This is a genomic window from Winogradskyella alexanderae, from assembly GCF_020166335.1.
Taxonomy (GTDB): Bacteria; Bacteroidota; Bacteroidia; order Flavobacteriales; family Flavobacteriaceae; genus Winogradskyella; species Winogradskyella alexanderae.
This window is the reverse complement of sequence record NZ_JAIUJR010000010.1, coordinates 61,390-77,195: the sequence shown is the minus strand read 5'-3', so window position 1 is coordinate 77,195 and position 15,806 is coordinate 61,390. Positions and strand designations below refer to the sequence as shown.

Genomic DNA, 15,806 nt, shown 5'->3' with positions numbered 1-15,806 from the left:
GTTCTATTTACTTAAATTCGTTTCAATTCCTTCTAATGCACCTTCTAATAGAACAACTTTATTAGCGTTCATTATTTTATAAGTGCTTAATTCTGAAGCTTTTATGACTTCTGAACCCTTTAAATTGCGGGACGACAAATATACATTATTATTTGTGTCACCCAATACAAACAGAGATTTTTTGTTCTCTATTTCAAGTGCTTTCAATACATTGACAAAATTCTTAGTCTTTGGAGCTTCAAAACTGAAGTCTTCTAATACCATTATTGACTTGTCGTTTGCTTTTATTGACAATGCAGATCTACGTGCTAATCGCTTAACATTTTTATTAAGCTTAAAACCGTAATTTCTTGGTCTCGGTCCAAACATACGACCACCACCTTTGAACACTCCGGATTTAATACTACCAGCTCTGGCCGTACCTGTACCCTTTTGTTTTTTAATCTTACGTGTACTACCTACAATTTCTGCTCTTTCCTTAGCCTTGTGCGTACCTTGTCTTTGATTAGCCAAATATTGCTTAACATCCAAATACACAGCATGATTATTAGGCTCTATAGCGAACACTTCTTTAGAAAGCTCAGCTTTTCTACCAGTGTCTTTTCCGTTTATATCTAAAACTGCTACTTTCATTACTTCTCAATAATTACATAAGAGTTTTTATGACCAGGAACACATCCTTTAACCACAAGTAAGTTCTTTTCAGGAACTACTTTATAAACTCTTAAATTTTGAACTTTAACTGTTTCGCCACCCATTCTACCTGCCATCTTCATTCCCTTGAAAACTCGTGCAGGATATGAAGCAGCACCAATAGAACCAGGAGCTCTTAAACGGTTATGTTGACCATGCGTTGCTTGTCCAACACCACCAAATCCATGACGTTTTACAACACCCTGAAAACCTTTACCTTTTGAGGTACCGGATACATCAACGAATTCTCCTTCTACAAAATGCTCTACTGTTACAGCATCTCCTAATTTGTACTCCTCCTCAAAACCTTTGAATTCAACGACTTTGCGTTTAACAGAAGTACCCGCTTTCTTAGCATGGCCCAAGGCCGCTTTAGAAGCGCTTTTTTCTGTCGCGTCATCGAAACCTAGTTGAACAGCATTGTAGCCATCAACTTCTTCAGTTCTGACTTGGGTAACGATACATGGACCTGCTTCGATTACTGTGCATGGAACATTCTTTCCATTTTCATCGAAAATGCTGGTCATACCGACTTTTTTTCCAATTAACCCAGACATATTATTATTTATTAATTATTTACTTTTTATCGTTTAAAACTCAAGGCTGAAAATACGCTTCAGCCTTGAATTGTATTTTTACCGTTTTTCCCTCGACCGCATCGGTGGGACATGTTAATCTTACTTATACCTTAATCTCAACTTCAACACCACTTGGTAATTCAAGTTTCATTAAAGCATCAATTGTTTTTGAACTTGAAGAATAGATATCCAATAATCTCTTATAAGAGCTTAACTGAAACTGTTCTCTTGACTTCTTGTTCACGTGTGGTGAACGTAATACAGTGAAAATCTTCTTATGTGTAGGTAATGGAATTGGCCCAGTTACTACAGCACCAGTACTTTTTACTGTTTTTACGATTTTATCAGCAGACTTATCTACTAAATTGTGATCGTAAGACTTTAATTTTATTCTAATTTTTTGACTCATTTTCTAAAATTTTAAGCTTCAACTCCTTTTGCCGCTTTAATTACTTCTTCAGAAATATTCTGAGGTGTTTCAGCATAGTGTGAGAATTCCATAGTTGACGTTGCTCTACCAGATGATAACGTTCTTAATGCAGTAACATAACCAAACATTTCTGACAATGGCACATTCGCCTTAACAACTTTAGAACCTGCCCTGTCACTCATGTCGTTTACTTGGCCTCGACGACGGTTAAGGTCACCTACAATATCTCCCATACTTTCCTCAGGAGTTAACACTTCTAATTTCATTATTGGCTCCATGATTACAGCTTTGGCAGCTTTAGCAGCCGCTTTAAATCCTAATTTTGCAGCCAATTCGAATGACAATTGATCTGAATCAACATCATGGTATGAACCATCAGTTAGGGTAACTTTCATAGCATCTACCTCGTAACCAGCTAATGGACCATTAACCATTGCCATTTTGAATCCTTTTTCTACAGATGGAATAAATTCCTTAGGAACATTACCACCTTTGATTTCTGAAACGAATTCTAAACCTTGCTTACCATCTTCAGCTGGTTCAAGCGTAAACACAATATCAGCGAATTTACCACGCCCTCCAGATTGCTTTTTATAAACTTCTCTGTGTTGCGCACGTTGTGTAATTGCTTCTTTGTACTCTACCTGAGGTTGACCTTGGTTTACCTCTACTTTAAACTCACGTTTAAGACGGTCTACAATAATATCTAAGTGAAGCTCTCCCATACCAGATATAATTGTCTGGCCAGATGCTTCATCTGTTCTCACCGTAAATGTTGGATCTTCCTCAGCCAACTTAGCCAATGCCATACCTAACTTATCTACATCTGCCTTTGTCTTAGGCTCAACTGCAATACCTATTACTGGATCAGGGAAATCCATAGACTCTAAAACGATTGGCGCTTTTTCATCCGATAAGGTATCACCTGTTTTGATATCTTTAAAACCAACTGCAGCTCCAATATCACCAGCTTCGATGTATTCTATCGCATTTTGCTTATTAGAGTGCATTTGGTAGATACGTGAAATACGCTCTTTTTTACCTGATCTATTATTTAAAACATAAGACCCAGCATCTAATCTACCAGAGTATGCTCTAAAGAATGCTAAACGACCTACAAACGGATCTGTGGCAATCTTAAACGCTAATGCGGCAAAAGGCTCTTTAACATCTGGCTTACGTGCTATCTCTTTATCTGTCCCTGGCTGTGTTCCTACTATTGCTTCTTTATCCACTGGAGAAGGCAAGTAACGGCAAACAGCGTCTAGCAAGAACTGTACACCTTTATTTTTAAAGGCAGATCCACAAATCATTGGTATGATAGACATATCCATAACTGCCGCTCTTAATGCTGCATGTACTTCTTCCTCGGTGATTGAATCTTCATCTTCCATGAATTTTTCAAGAAGATTTTCATCATAAGTAGCAACTTCTTCAATAAGCTGAGCTCTTAATTGCGCAGCTTCTGCTTTAAGTTCTTCTGGAATATCAATTACATCAAATGTTGCTCCTTGAGTTTCATCGTGCCATACAATTGCACGGTTCTTAACCAAATCAACAATACCCTTGAAGTCCATCTCGTCACCAATATTCATTACAATTGGCACAGCGTTAGACCCTAACATATCCTTTACCTGTTGGCATACTCCCATAAAATTAGATCCTTGACGGTCCATTTTATTCACAAAACCAATTCGTGGCACTTTATAGTTATCTGCTAATCTCCAGTTAGTTTCAGACTGAGGCTCAACACCATCAACTGCACTAAATAAGAAAACTAATCCGTCTAGTACACGTAAAGAACGATTTACCTCTACAGTAAAATCTACGTGACCAGGAGTATCGATTATATTAAAGTGGTATCCTTTTGTGTCTGGTGTAGGTTGTCCATTTTCTAACGGGAAATTCCAAGTACATGTAGTTGCAGCAGAAGTAATAGTAATACCTCTTTCTTGCTCTTGCTCCATCCAGTCCATAGTGGCAGCACCGTCATGTACTTCTCCTATTTTATGCGATACACCTGTGTAATAAAGAATACGCTCTGTAGTCGTAGTTTTTCCAGCATCAATATGTGCTGCAATACCTATGTTTCTTGTATATTTTAAATCTCTTTGTGCCATTTCAATTAAAATCTAAAATGTGAGAATGCTTTATTTGCTTCTGCCATCTTGTGAGTGTCTACTCTCTTCTTTACAGCAGCACCTTCTTCTTTAGCAGCAGCTAGGATTTCAGATGCTAATCTTTGTGCCATAGATTTTTCATTTCTCTTACGAGCATAACCTATTAACCATTTCATTGCAGTTGAGACTTTACGGTCTGGACGAATTTGCATTGGAATTTGGAATGTTGCTCCACCAACACGACGACTACGCACTTCTAAGTGAGGCATCACATTTGATAAAGCTTCTTTCCAGATTTCTAAGCCTGTTTTTTCGTCATCATTCTTTTTCTCTTCAACGATATCAATCGCATCATAGAATACTTTAAACGCCACAGACTTTTTACCGTCCCACATCATCATGTTAACAAAACGTGTTACTAACTGATCATTAAATTTTGGGTCTGGTAAAAGCGGTCTTTTTTTCGCTTGTCTTTTTCTCATGTCTTCTTCTTAAAGTTTAAATTACTTCTTAGGGCGTTTTGCACCATATTTAGATCTTCGTTGCGTTCTGCCAGATACACCTGCTGTATCTAAAGCGCCACGTACAACGTGATATCTAACACCTGGTAAATCTTTTACCCTTCCACCTCTAACCAATACTATCGAGTGCTCTTGTAGATTGTGACCTTCACCTCCGATGTATGCATTAACCTCGTTTCCATTTGTTAAACGCACCCTTGCTACCTTACGCATTGCTGAGTTTGGTTTCTTAGGTGTTGTTGTATAAACACGAGTACATACACCACGTCTCTGCGGACACGAATCTAAAGCAGCCGATTTACTCTTCTTGGTTATTTTGGCTCTTCCTTTTCGTACTAATTGTGAAATTGTTGGCATATATTTCTAAAAAAAATTTAATTATCCCTCACTTTAGAGGGCTGCAAAGGTAGAAATATATATTAATTAATCAAACACTATTGAATTAATTTTGACTAGAAAATCAAACTTTTATTTCGAACGTATATATTAAGGTCTATTTTTACGTTAACTAAATTGAATTACCGTCTTTTAAATAATGAAAGGATTTAATGCTTTTTTTCTATTTCTTTTCTTTTTGATTTGCATAAATCAAACTCACAGCCAAACCATTAAACTTAATATTCTTTCTAAATCGGACAAAGAACTTAAACTAATCGATTCTCTTGGATACAATTCCTTATTTGAAAACTATAAATCACTTTCTAATGAGATCTCTAGATTTAGAAAGCGCTTAACACGAAATGGTTATATCGACACAAAAATAGAATCGGTTACAAAGAAAAATGACACGCTTTATGAAGCATTCATATATTTGGGAAACAAAATTGACAAAATAAGGATAAGATACGATGCAAATTTTAATCTTGACTTACTTAATCTAGTAGATCACGTAAAAGGTGAAAATTACTTTGACATTGGTATAACAAGTCTCGAATCTGTTCTGATGACTTTAAACACTTCGATTGCAGAACAAGGCGATCCCTTCTCCTCTCTTCAACTTAAAAACATCGAGAAGTTGAATCCAAATCTACTGGTGTCTGATATCTCCATTACTATAAACGAAAAAAGGCGAATAGATAAAATCATAGTAAAAGGTTACGACAATTTCCCAAAATCTTACATTAAACATTTCCTGAAATTAAAGGAAAAACAATCGTTTCGATTAAACGAAATAAAAGAGAAAGTTGAACAGCTGGAAGATCTGAGATTTGCTAATAAAATAAAGGACCCCGAGGTTCTCTTCACAAAAGATTCCACAACATTGTATTTGTACATTGAAAAAGCTAGGTCTAATAATTTTGATGGATTCCTCGGTTTTGGAACCAATGAAAATACCAATCGATTAGAATTTGATGGCTACCTTGATTTAAGACTAATCAATAATTTAAATTTTGGTGAAACCTTAAACCTGTTTTATAAAAGTGATGAAATTGATCAACAAACATTTAGAATAAATACAAGTCTGCCCTTTCTGTTTAAATCACCCATTGGTTTAGATCTTGGCCTTAATATTTTTAGAAAGGATTCTACCTTTATTACTGTTACTCAGACTGCAAATATTAATTATCAAATTAATGCCTTACATAAAATTGGAGTTGGTATTAATGCCGTTAACTCTAGTAATTTGTTAGATCAGGACACTTCTATTCTAAACGACTATAGCTCAAATTATTTCACGGTGAACTATACATTTAACAAGCCTCAATTTTATGATCCACTTTTTCCTTATAATTTTTGGATTGACCTATCCTCTGGCATTGGCAACAGAAATAATGATCTCGGTAAAACAAATCAGAGCCTCTATCGAATAGATACCTATAAAATTTTCAACCTAAATAACAGAAATAGCATATTTACAAGAATAAATGGCGCCGTACTTGTTTCAGACAATTACCTGGACAATGAGCTTTTTAGGTTTGGAGGAATCAATTCAATTCGAGGTTTTGAAGAAAACAGTCTAGTGGCCAATCTGTATGGTGTCCTTAATACAGAGTATCGTTATAGGCTCAGTAATACTATCTATGTGCATTCTGTTTTTGATGCCGCATATTTTGAAAATGATTTAACCCAGAATAAAGAAAAACTTTTTGGTTTTGGTTTTGGACTCGGATTATTAACCAACGCGGGACTGTTTCGATTAAATTATTCTAGTGGTAAATCCGAAAATAGACAATTTAGACTTGCAGATTCTAAGGTACACATAAGTCTAACAGCCACCTTTTAAAATTTAGGCCAAATTTGACATTTATAAGTATATTTACAGCCAATGTAAATTGTTTCTATGCTAAAAAAATTACTCTACTTTGCCGTTTTAATAACGTACTTAAGCTTTAGTCAAAATACTGTGGGGATTATATCCGTAACCAATGATGTTTATGACGGCTATACTCTATTTAATATACACACAAAAGCCTATTTAATTAACAATTGTGGCGAGGTGGTCAATGAATGGAACAGCGCTTATTTACCAGGAAACTCTGTTTATCTATTGCCTAATGGTAATTTGCTAAGGGCAGGAAGGTTAGATGACGGTAGTAGTAATATAGGTTTTGGCGGACAGGGTGGTATCGTGGAACTCTTTGATTGGGATGGCAACATAATCTGGTCATTTACATATAGCTCCAATCAATTTCGCCAACATCACGACGCACACCCTCTTCCAAATGGCAACGTACTTATTTTGGCAGCGACTGTTGTATCTGGTCAGGACGCTATAGATATGGGGAGAGATCCTGCTTTGTTACCTGATGGCGAATTGTATAATCAACAAATTATAGAAGTTGAACCTGTTTTAGGTACAACAACTGGAAACATTGTTTGGGAATGGAATATTTTTGATCATCTAATCCAAGATTTTGACAACACCAAACAAAACTTTGGTGTGGTTGCTGATCATCCTGAAAAACTTGATATCAATTTCATTAATAATGGCTCTGGCGGAAACAATTGGTTACATGTCAATTCTATCCAATACAATGAGGAACGTGATCAAATAACAATTAGCTCCAGACGGGTCAGCGAAATCTATGTAATTGATCACTCTACTACTACGGCCGAAGCTGCCACCGGTTCTGGCGGAACCTACGGTAGAGGTGGCGATCTGCTTTATAGATGGGGAAATCCGCAGGCATATAGACAAGGTACGGAAGCAGATAGAACTCTATTTGGCCAACATACACCTTATTTCATACCGAGCGGTTTACCAAATGAAGGTAAAATAATATTGTTTAATAATGGATTTCAGCGTTCTCCTGAATTTTCACAAGTAGATATTATTTCCCCTCCTGAAACATCACTTGGTGTATTTGACTACACACCAGGTACGGCATATGGGCCCTTGACATCAGATTACACTTATTCTGAACCAGGTTCCGATCCCTCAGATTTTTACTCTGTAATAGTAAGTAACGCACAACAGCTTCCAAACGGAAATATACTGGTGTGCGAAGGTAATAAAGGCTATTTCTTTGAATTGGATAGTAATGATAATAAGGTTTGGGAATATGTGAATCCAATCAACAATATTAATGGAACTTCAACGCCTCAAAATGATAATGCAACAGGTAATCTAACGTTCAGGGCATTAAAATATGGAATTGATTACCCTGCTTTTGTAGGTAGAGATTTAACGCCAGGACAACCTCTCGAGATTAACCCTAATTTATCACCATGTGATAATTTAAGTATTGAAGAATTTGATATTAATTTGGTAAATATCTATCCAAATCCAACAAAAGATAAAATAACTGTTGAAAGTCGAATACCTATTTTAAAAGTTGAAGTAACAAATCTATTAGGTGAGATAGTTACTAGGACCTACAACGACGAAATTGATTTGAGCAACCAACAAAATGGGATTTATCTATTAAGAATTTTCACTAATAATTCTGTAGTGAATAAACGCATAATTAAAAATTAAAGCGTCAAAACGTATTTTATCAACCATCCTTTATGAGGATGGTTTTTTTATACCTTTACCACATGAAAAATGAAACTACAGTATTTGGAATTAGAGCAATTATTGAGGCTATTAAGTCTGGAGAAAGTATAGATAAGGTATTTCTGCAAAAAGGATCTCGCGGCGAACTATTCCAAGAACTGGAGCAACTTTTACGATCAGAGGGTATTAATACCTCTTACGTACCAATCGAAAAACTCAATCGGTTATCTCGTGGTAATCATCAAGGTGCTGTTGCCCATATTTCACCAATTGAATTTCACCATATAGATAACCTCGTTTTAAATGTAATTGAGTCCGGAAAAACTCCTTTGTTTTTACTATTGGATCAATTAAGCGATGTAAGAAATTTTGGTGCAATTGTAAGGACTGCAGAGTGCACAGGTGTTTCTGGAATTATTATTCAAAAGAAGGGTGGAGCACCAATAAATGGTGATACGATTAAAACTAGTGCTGGTGCAATATTTAAAATCCCTATCTGTAAAGTAGATCACATTAAAGATGCGGTTTATCACCTTCAGTCTTCGGGTATTAAAGTAATCGCAGCGACAGAAAAGGCTAATAAATTGATTTATGATATTTCTCTTGATGAGCCATGTGCAATAATAATGGGATCCGAAGGAAGAGGTATTAATCCATCGGTTTTGAAAGCAGCAGATGAACATGCTAAACTTCCTATTCTAGGCCAAATTGAGTCACTCAATGTATCAGTAGCATGTGGCGCTTTTCTATACGAAGCTGTTAGGCAAAGGGCTTAATCCTTTTTCTCTCTAAAGTCGTATTTAACTTCGATATTATTATGCTCTGTGGTAGAAATCGCCTCATCTGGCGGATCAAATTCAATGAAATTACCATTTTCATCAAAATGTTTCATAAACGGATCGTTTTCTTCATCGTAGCCTGGTTGCTCCCAATAGTAGCGCTCTGGTTTTGCCACCTGCTTTCTGAATATTATTGCGAATAGCAAACCAGTTATTAGGCCTCCTAGATGGCCTTGCCAAGACATTCCTACTTTTACCGGAAATACATACCAAATCAAACTTCCGTACAAAAAAACAACCATTAAGGATAGGGCAATGAGTCTGTAATGTTTTGCAAAAATACCCTTGAAGAAAATAAAGCTAACTAAAACATAAATTAAACCACTTGCACCTATATGATTACCCGATTTTGCAATAAACCATGTTAGTAAACCAGATAATAATATACCGTAAACTATCACTTTCCAAGCTATTTTTTTGTAGAAATAGAAAAGAGCCAATGAAAGCACAAAAAGTGGGATGGAATTATTGTACAAATGGTTTATGTCCCCATGTAAAAAAGGACTTGAAAATACACCTAGTAATCCTTCTAATTTGTGTGGTCTTATTCCAAAAGCTTTTATGCTATAATCCACTCTTGCTTGGTACCAAAAGACCAACCAAATACTTAAAAGAATGGTAAGTGGATATATAATTACACTAGTAGAATATTTGAACTGTTGCTCTTTTGCCATGGTATTAACCTTATCACCAAATTTAAAACCAAATTGGAGGAATCTGAAATATTGTCACTTCCTCTACAATTTTAGGCAATTGTTTTTGAACAGCATTTTGTACTTTTAAGGCATGAATACACCTCTAGCTGAACGACTAAGGCCTAAACAATTAGATGATTATTTAAGTCAACAACATTTAGTAGGAAAAGATGGGATGTTATATCAGCAAATAAAAAGCGGTGTAATTCCGTCAATGATATTATGGGGTCCTCCAGGTATTGGTAAGACCACTCTAGCAAATATAATTGCAAACGAATCCCAACGGCCATTCTTTAAGTTAAGTGCCATAAATTCTGGAGTTAAGGATATTAGAGAGGTTATTGAAAAAGCAAAAAAAAGTGGCGGTTTGTTCACAGCAAAAAATCCGATTTTATTCATTGATGAAATACATAGATTCAGTAAATCACAGCAAGATTCCTTACTTGAAGCTGTTGAGAAAGGCTGGGTTACTTTAATTGGTGCCACAACCGAAAATCCCAGCTTTGAAGTAATCGCTGCACTACTTTCACGATGCCAGGTTTATACGCTCAATGCATTTAATAAGGAAGATCTTGAATCACTATTAAAAAGAGCAATTAAAGAAGATGACGTTTTATCTAAATTAGACATTGAATTAAAGGAAACTGAGGCATTACTGCGACTGTCAGGAGGTGATGCACGAAAATTACTCAACATTTTTGAGTTAATTGTAATGTCATTAGATGGTAAATCCATTAGTATTTCCAATGAACTTGTAATGAAACAAGTACAGTCTAAAGCGGTGCGATACGACAAAACCGGCGAACAGCATTACGATATTATTTCCGCATTTATTAAATCTATTCGCGGTAGTGATCCGAATGCCGCAATATATTATCTAGCTCGAATGATTGAAGGTGGTGAAGATGTTAAATTTATTGCGAGGCGACTAATTATTTTGGCAAGTGAAGATATCGGCAATGCAAATCCAACAGCACTGGTAATTGCAAATAATACATTTCAAGCAGTCTCAGTCGTGGGCAATCCTGAGTCTAGAATTATTTTAAGTCAGTGTACTACTTATATGGCAAGCTCTCCAAAAAGTAACGCTTCCTACGAGGCAATTAACAAAGCTCAACACTTGGTGAGGGAAACAGGCGATTTATCAATTCCACTTTCAATTAGAAATGCACCGACGAAACTTATGAAAGAGCTCGGTTATGGTGATGACTACAAATACGCCCACAATTACGCTAATAATTTTACCATGCATGAATTCATGCCTGAAGAAATCTCCAATACGATACTCTACAATCCTGGAAACAATGCAAGAGAAGAGGCTATGAGAAAACACCTCAGAACTTTGTGGAAAGATAAATACGGCTACTAAAATTTAATGTTTAAAGACACTACCTGAACTCCATCTTTTCCATTTTTTGAAAGTATCCAATCACCCTCTTTTTTAAATACTATAGCGTCCCCTCCTTTGACTAAAAAAACATTATCTAGTGCAGTATTTAATAAAACCATTTCAGTTTTTCGTTCTTGATTAACCAGTTGAAAACCGTTTTCTATTTTCTTTGCGTAGAAAACAATCATTGGTGTTTCTTCTTTATCAGTATTGTCCTCGGTCAATTTGGTACTGCTTTCCAATTTATCGTCTATTTTAGATTCTTTTGTGGTCTTCATTTTCTTATTTGAAGTTGCAACAACATTAGTATTTACCGTCTCCTCAATTTCATTTTGAACATCTGCTATTACAGTTTCTGATTCTGAAGAATACAGTTTACTATTTTCTTGGTAGAAGAGTCTATCATTTACGGTTTCGTACGCATTTCTGAGTGCAGTTTGATACCTTTCTTCATGCATATTTATGCCAGACGTTCCTAAATCAGACTTCAATATAAGTTTACCCCTGCAATCCTTTAGCTCTATCTCTAAATTGGTTAGTCTGAAGCCCTTGTCAACCTCATTAACATCGACATACATAGCGAGACACCTGTCTTCAAAAACATCATCTGGCAACAATTGGTTATCGTAATACACCTCATAACCACTTTTCAAAAACAATTGCTTTGTGAGCGTATTAAGGCGATAAGCATTTTGACCCTTTAAGAATTTATATTGAAGTGGCACGATCACGTATTTGTATGTATTGACTTTTGCCTGTGCATTTGTTTTGGTTAATGTAAAGGATAAGATTAGTAGTAGTAGAAAAAACTTTTTCATTAGAGATGATTTTTTAATTCATTTAAATGTTGTATAACTTCAACCTTATTGGTTTGACTATTCCTATGGTTGAACAAAATAGCGCGCATACCAACGCTTACTGCCCCTTCAATATCTGCCTCGATACTATCACCAATCATAATACTTTCTCCTGATGATGCATTAGCTTGTTGAAGCGCAAAATTAAAGATTTTTGGGTTGGGTTTTTTTACACCTACCATTTCAGAATTTGTAACGGTTTTGAAATACGTCCTTATGTTAGAATTCCTCATTTTTCGTTCCTGAGCTTCTTCAAAACCATTAGTAATTATGTGCAAATGGTACTTATATTGGAGGTATTCGAGTATCTCTATTGTGCCGTCATAAAGGTGATTAAATGTGGTTAAATACTCAATATAAGCTACGGATAGCAGATTTATTTTTTCGTCCGAAACATTTACACCAATTGCATCGAACGCCTCCTTTAGTCTTCCATAGCGCAGATTTGGTTTTGTAACACGCTCTTCACGATATAATTTCCAATATTTGAGATTTATGGGTTCGTAAACCTCAAGAAATTCGCTTAATTCAACATCAATTTTATTTTGTTTAAAGATTTTCTTAAAAGTCAAGCCAGAATTTTTGTCAAAATCCCAAAGCGTGTGATCTAAATCAAAAAAAATATGCTTTATTCCGTTTTTCATTCTTCAGATTCTAGTATTAAATTAAACAATGTTCTGTACCCTTTCCATCGTTCAGAGTCGCTAAATGTGTAATTATGGAATATTGGTGTAAATGTACCATTAACCGCCTTTATCTGGTCTATAAGTTTTTGCAGGTGCTCCGTTTTGTCTAATTGTGATTGGTACTTTAACAAAGCAAAATCCATACACTGATAAGGATTTATTTGTAATGGCGTTTGTACCTCGTAGTCCAAATCGTAAAACTGAAAAGGCGTACATGTTCCAGCCCTAAATCCTAGGGTATCTACATAGCCCATGGTGTAATCGTTATGTATTTCTAGTTCTACTAGATTCCTGTATGATTTCGGTAAATTCAGCTTGGAAAATGAATGCCTTATGGCACATAAGTCCTTATTTATTATGGATTCTATTTTCTGTTTTTCTTTCTTTAAAATAGAAATATCTTCCAAAGCAAAATACGAAGCTTTAATACCAACTTCGCAATAATCCGCAACGGACTTAATTAAGGATACAAATTCCTTTTTATTTGGACTTATGTTTTTATCATAAGTAGAATAGTCTCCCAGCAAAAACAACACTACAAATTTACTTTTGGATTGTTTTTGCTTTGTAGTAATCCATTTAAACGTATCATAAGGATCACGCTTAAAACCCATTAAAACCGAATAGCGCTGGTATAATTGTCTAAATCGTAATCGCCCAATATCCGCTAAGGTACCTCCTATAGTTCTCAACAAACCTTTTTTCTTAAAAAAATATGCCATAGGTACGTCAATAACTGGTCTAACATTATACCTTCTTTCTTTAAACTTGAATTTTGGAAATTTTTTAACTAGCAGATCTCTAAGCCTATAAGCCCAAATATCTACAATAGGTTGGTTTAAGAACCTATGCGTGTACGCTAGACTTTCTTTTGCCATAAATCTGCCAAATTCGTCCCTAACGTGTGGTAAATACTCTTCGTATCTACTTAATAGGTAAAAAGAGGCTGCAAAAATATCATAAGGCAAATCACTGCCTTCACCTGTGGGAAAAAAACCTTTAGTATCTTCCCAAGATTGAACATTAATATCAATGTCAGAAAGTCCCTGTTCAAAAAGAAGAGAATGGCTTCTAACGAATAATTCACTACTCAGTGCTTGTTTAGTGTAAGACATTTTTATGCTTTCGTGAGCAATAAAATCTTCTACTTTAGAAGTATACTTTACATCTACATCCAAAATCCTCTTACAAATGTGATTGAAGGTGTATTTAAGTCGTGGCGTTATTTTATGTGTGTAAACTAAAAGCATTAAATCAATCCTTCATCTGCAAAACTGAAGTAGGCCTGCTCTGTAATAATAAGATGGTCTAACACCTTAATATCCAAACTTTCTGATGCCTTCTTCAATTTTACGGTTATGTCTTTGTCTGCCTGACTGGGCTTTAAGGTTCCGGATGGATGATTGTGGCATAAAATCAATGCAGTTGACCCGTTTTCCAAAGCAGTTTTTAATACTAATCTTATATCCACTAATGTTCCTGTAATACCACCTTTACTTAGCTGGTTTTTATTAATGATTTTGTTGGAGTTATTTAAATACAAAATCCAAAATTCTTCATGAGGTAGTTCGCCCAAAATGGGCTGCATGACCTCAAAAACAGATTTACTCGAAGTGATTTTATTTAATATCACAGCATCTTCCATGCGTCTTCTTCTTCCAAGTTCTAAAGCTCCAACAATGGTAATGGCTTTAGCCTCACCAATACCCTTAAATTCCATTAATTGTTTTATTGAGAGTTTACCTAGTGCATTTAAGTTATTGTCAACACTGGCGAGTATTCGCTTACATAAATCTACAGCACTTTCTTCTCTACTACCTGAACCAATTAAAATGGCTAGTAATTCTGCATCACTTAAAACCTTTTTCCCTTTATCTCTTAATTTTTCGCGCGGTTGATCATCTTGAGACCAATTTTTTATTGAAAACGAACTTGGTTTTTCTGACATGCACTAAAGATAAAAAATTGTAATTTTCAGAATCAATTAAATGCCAATAATTATGAAATCGTTTTTTGAAGATGGTGTATACGAGGAAATAACCTCTAGAATCAATAAACTTGACAAATCCACACAGCCAAAATGGGGTAGAATGAATGTTAGCCAAATGCTACACCATTGCCAAATGCCATTAAACATCATCTTAGAAAAAAAGGATTACGGTGTAAAACCCAATTGGCTCGTAAATTTATTATTCAAAAAGGCTATGTACAGTGATAAGTTGTGGCGTAAAAACTTGCCAACGGCACCTGGTTTTAAGATTACAGAAGAAAAAGATTTTGAGCAAGAAAAGTGCGAAATTGTTAATCTGATAAACGAACTTAATAACCAGAAAGATCGGCAAGATTGGCAACCGCATCCCGCTTTTGGTAAACTAACAAAAGACCAATGGGGCAAAATGCAATACAAACATCTTGATCATCATCTTAGACAATTTGGAGTGTAATGAATTATCCACCAAAACATCACCAGGATAATGATAGAGATCACATGATTGAGGTTATTAAAACCTATCCTTTGGCTACTGTTATCTCTGTAGATAACAAAACTCCCTTAATCACGCATTTACCTTTAATCTATGAAAATGGCAAACTTATTGGTCATATAGATATCTATAATCCCCAAGCCAAACTCTTAAAAGATAACAATGATGTGACCATTTTATTTACTGGACCGCAATGCTATATATCACCTAGTATTTACGGTACTACTCAACTACCAACTTGGAATTATATTAAAGTACACCTAAAAGGCAAGGTGCAGGCAATTGAAAGCAAAGAATCTTTAAAGCAGTCTTTAATTACCATGACCGAATTTTTAGAAGCACCAGATCACAAGTATGTTTTAGAGCCTAATAACCCTAGACTAAATAGAAACCTGAATTATATAGAAATGTTCGAGATTACTATTACAGATTGGGAGGGCAAGTTTAAACTCTCGCAAGACAAAAAACCAAGTGATAGAAATTTTGCAAGAAAAGAATTAATTAGGGCCAATCAAGAAAGTATAAGTCAATTTTTAGACAAGGTGTTCACCATAACTAACAACAAATAACAAGG

General features: G+C 35.3%; 17 protein-coding genes. 6 read left to right on the top strand and 11 right to left on the bottom strand.

Annotated elements, in window-relative coordinates; genetic code table 11:
- Positions 1-3 precede the first annotated feature (3 nt).
- The 6 genes from rplD to rpsL form a co-directional block, all read right to left on the bottom strand.
- Positions 4-633, bottom strand: a complete 630-nt coding sequence (rplD, locus tag LBU54_RS13605; protein ID WP_224530954.1) for a 50S ribosomal protein L4 — start codon at positions 631-633, stop codon at positions 4-6.
- Positions 633-1,250 carry a 50S ribosomal protein L3 gene (rplC, locus tag LBU54_RS13600; RefSeq protein WP_224530942.1) on the bottom strand — a complete coding sequence of 206 codons (618 nt, stop codon included), beginning with the start codon at positions 1,248-1,250 and terminating at the stop codon, positions 633-635. Before rplC ends, rplD begins: the two co-directional genes overlap by 1 nt.
- Before the next feature lie 124 nt (positions 1,251-1,374).
- Positions 1,375-1,680: a 30S ribosomal protein S10 gene (gene rpsJ / locus LBU54_RS13595; RefSeq protein ID WP_007650482.1), complete on the bottom strand. Its 306-nt coding sequence runs from the start codon at positions 1,678-1,680 to the stop codon at positions 1,375-1,377.
- Positions 1,681-1,691: 11 nt separating this feature from the next.
- Entirely contained in the window at positions 1,692-3,821 is a 2,130-nt protein-coding gene (gene fusA, locus LBU54_RS13590) for an elongation factor G (RefSeq protein WP_224530940.1), read from the bottom strand.
- A gap of 5 nt (positions 3,822-3,826) precedes the next feature.
- Positions 3,827-4,303: a 30S ribosomal protein S7 gene (gene rpsG, locus LBU54_RS13585; protein WP_224530927.1), complete on the bottom strand. Its 477-nt coding sequence runs from the start codon at positions 4,301-4,303 to the stop codon at positions 3,827-3,829.
- 21 nt (positions 4,304-4,324) lie between these two features.
- The gene (rpsL, locus tag LBU54_RS13580) at positions 4,325-4,699 is read right to left on the bottom strand and encodes a 30S ribosomal protein S12 (RefSeq protein ID WP_114299995.1); all 375 of its coding nucleotides are present in this window, start codon (positions 4,697-4,699) and stop codon (positions 4,325-4,327) included.
- 178 nt (positions 4,700-4,877) lie between these two features.
- On the opposite strand from rpsL, the gene LBU54_RS13575 reads away from it, so the two are divergent.
- The 3 genes from LBU54_RS13575 to rlmB all read left to right on the top strand — a co-directional run bounded on the left by LBU54_RS13575 (position 4,878) and on the right by rlmB (position 9,058).
- On the top strand, positions 4,878-6,566 hold the full coding sequence (locus LBU54_RS13575; RefSeq protein ID WP_224530914.1) for a BamA/TamA family outer membrane protein: 1,689 nt from the start codon (positions 4,878-4,880) through the stop codon (positions 6,564-6,566).
- Between the two features lie 57 nt (positions 6,567-6,623).
- The gene (locus tag LBU54_RS13570; protein ID WP_224530911.1) at positions 6,624-8,261 is read left to right on the top strand and encodes an aryl-sulfate sulfotransferase; all 1,638 of its coding nucleotides are present in this window, start codon (positions 6,624-6,626) and stop codon (positions 8,259-8,261) included.
- Positions 8,262-8,323: 62 nt separating this feature from the next.
- Positions 8,324-9,058 carry a 23S rRNA (guanosine(2251)-2'-O)-methyltransferase RlmB gene (rlmB, locus tag LBU54_RS13565; RefSeq protein WP_224530909.1) on the top strand — a complete coding sequence of 245 codons (735 nt, stop codon included), beginning with the start codon at positions 8,324-8,326 and terminating at the stop codon, positions 9,056-9,058.
- Here the strand turns inward: rlmB and LBU54_RS13560 are convergent.
- Positions 9,055-9,795 carry a rhomboid family intramembrane serine protease gene (locus LBU54_RS13560; protein ID WP_224530906.1) on the bottom strand — a complete coding sequence of 247 codons (741 nt, stop codon included), beginning with the start codon at positions 9,793-9,795 and terminating at the stop codon, positions 9,055-9,057. The genes rlmB and LBU54_RS13560 overlap by 4 nt on opposite strands.
- 112 nt (positions 9,796-9,907) lie before the next feature.
- Here LBU54_RS13560 and LBU54_RS13555 point away from each other — a divergent pair, with 112 nt between their 5' ends.
- Positions 9,908-11,185: a replication-associated recombination protein A gene (locus tag LBU54_RS13555; RefSeq protein WP_224530903.1), complete on the top strand. Its 1,278-nt coding sequence runs from the start codon at positions 9,908-9,910 to the stop codon at positions 11,183-11,185.
- On the opposite strand, the gene LBU54_RS13550 is transcribed toward LBU54_RS13555, so the two are convergent.
- The 4 genes from LBU54_RS13550 to radC are packed head-to-tail and all read right to left on the bottom strand — an operon-like array spanning position 11,182 to position 14,697.
- Positions 11,182-12,024: a hypothetical protein gene (locus LBU54_RS13550; protein ID WP_224530900.1), complete on the bottom strand. Its 843-nt coding sequence runs from the start codon at positions 12,022-12,024 to the stop codon at positions 11,182-11,184. The two genes, LBU54_RS13555 and LBU54_RS13550, sit on opposite strands and share 4 nt — an antisense overlap.
- The gene (locus LBU54_RS13545) at positions 12,024-12,707 is read right to left on the bottom strand and encodes a YjjG family noncanonical pyrimidine nucleotidase (protein ID WP_224530898.1); all 684 of its coding nucleotides are present in this window, start codon (positions 12,705-12,707) and stop codon (positions 12,024-12,026) included. The genes LBU54_RS13550 and LBU54_RS13545 overlap by 1 nt, the downstream gene beginning before the upstream one ends.
- Positions 12,704-13,999 (bottom strand): polysaccharide deacetylase family protein, encoded by a 1,296-nt coding sequence (locus LBU54_RS13540; protein WP_224530895.1) that lies wholly within the window; start codon positions 13,997-13,999, stop codon positions 12,704-12,706. Before LBU54_RS13540 ends, LBU54_RS13545 begins: the two co-directional genes overlap by 4 nt.
- On the bottom strand, positions 13,999-14,697 hold the full coding sequence (radC, locus tag LBU54_RS13535; RefSeq protein ID WP_224530893.1) for a RadC family protein: 699 nt from the start codon (positions 14,695-14,697) through the stop codon (positions 13,999-14,001). Before radC ends, LBU54_RS13540 begins: the two co-directional genes overlap by 1 nt.
- 52 nt (positions 14,698-14,749) lie before the next feature.
- Between radC and LBU54_RS13530 the strand changes: the two genes are divergently transcribed.
- Together LBU54_RS13530 and LBU54_RS13525 are read left to right on the top strand one after the other, a co-directional pair.
- Entirely contained in the window at positions 14,750-15,193 is a 444-nt protein-coding gene (locus LBU54_RS13530; RefSeq protein WP_224530890.1) for a DUF1569 domain-containing protein, read from the top strand.
- Positions 15,193-15,801 (top strand): FMN-binding negative transcriptional regulator, encoded by a 609-nt coding sequence (locus LBU54_RS13525; RefSeq protein ID WP_224530888.1) that lies wholly within the window; start codon positions 15,193-15,195, stop codon positions 15,799-15,801. The genes LBU54_RS13530 and LBU54_RS13525 overlap by 1 nt, the downstream gene beginning before the upstream one ends.
- The last annotated feature ends 5 nt before the right edge of the window (positions 15,802-15,806 follow it).

What these genes read in the sequence shown, in the direction of transcription:
- rplD (WP_224530954.1), bottom strand. Translation starts at nt 633, where the DNA reads ATGAAAGTAGCAGTTTTAGATATAAACGGAAAAGACACTGGTAGAAAA.
- rplC (WP_224530942.1), bottom strand. Translation starts at nt 1,250, where the DNA reads ATGTCTGGGTTAATTGGAAAAAAAGTCGGTATGACCAGCATTTTCGAT.
- rpsJ (WP_007650482.1), bottom strand. Translation starts at nt 1,680, where the DNA reads ATGAGTCAAAAAATTAGAATAAAATTAAAGTCTTACGATCACAATTTA.
- fusA (WP_224530940.1), bottom strand. Translation starts at nt 3,821, where the DNA reads ATGGCACAAAGAGATTTAAAATATACAAGAAACATAGGTATTGCAGCA.
- rpsG (WP_224530927.1), bottom strand. Translation starts at nt 4,303, where the DNA reads ATGAGAAAAAGACAAGCGAAAAAAAGACCGCTTTTACCAGACCCAAAA.
- rpsL (WP_114299995.1), bottom strand. Translation starts at nt 4,699, where the DNA reads ATGCCAACAATTTCACAATTAGTACGAAAAGGAAGAGCCAAAATAACC.
- LBU54_RS13575 (WP_224530914.1), top strand. Translation starts at nt 4,878, where the DNA reads ATGAAAGGATTTAATGCTTTTTTTCTATTTCTTTTCTTTTTGATTTGC.
- LBU54_RS13570 (WP_224530911.1), top strand. Translation starts at nt 6,624, where the DNA reads ATGCTAAAAAAATTACTCTACTTTGCCGTTTTAATAACGTACTTAAGC.
- rlmB (WP_224530909.1), top strand. Translation starts at nt 8,324, where the DNA reads ATGAAAAATGAAACTACAGTATTTGGAATTAGAGCAATTATTGAGGCT.
- LBU54_RS13560 (WP_224530906.1), bottom strand. Translation starts at nt 9,795, where the DNA reads ATGGCAAAAGAGCAACAGTTCAAATATTCTACTAGTGTAATTATATAT.
- LBU54_RS13555 (WP_224530903.1), top strand. Translation starts at nt 9,908, where the DNA reads ATGAATACACCTCTAGCTGAACGACTAAGGCCTAAACAATTAGATGAT.
- LBU54_RS13550 (WP_224530900.1), bottom strand. Translation starts at nt 12,024, where the DNA reads ATGAAAAAGTTTTTTCTACTACTACTAATCTTATCCTTTACATTAACC.
- LBU54_RS13545 (WP_224530898.1), bottom strand. Translation starts at nt 12,707, where the DNA reads ATGAAAAACGGAATAAAGCATATTTTTTTTGATTTAGATCACACGCTT.
- LBU54_RS13540 (WP_224530895.1), bottom strand. Translation starts at nt 13,999, where the DNA reads ATGCTTTTAGTTTACACACATAAAATAACGCCACGACTTAAATACACC.
- radC (WP_224530893.1), bottom strand. Translation starts at nt 14,697, where the DNA reads ATGTCAGAAAAACCAAGTTCGTTTTCAATAAAAAATTGGTCTCAAGAT.
- LBU54_RS13530 (WP_224530890.1), top strand. Translation starts at nt 14,750, where the DNA reads ATGAAATCGTTTTTTGAAGATGGTGTATACGAGGAAATAACCTCTAGA.
- LBU54_RS13525 (WP_224530888.1), top strand. Translation starts at nt 15,193, where the DNA reads ATGAATTATCCACCAAAACATCACCAGGATAATGATAGAGATCACATG.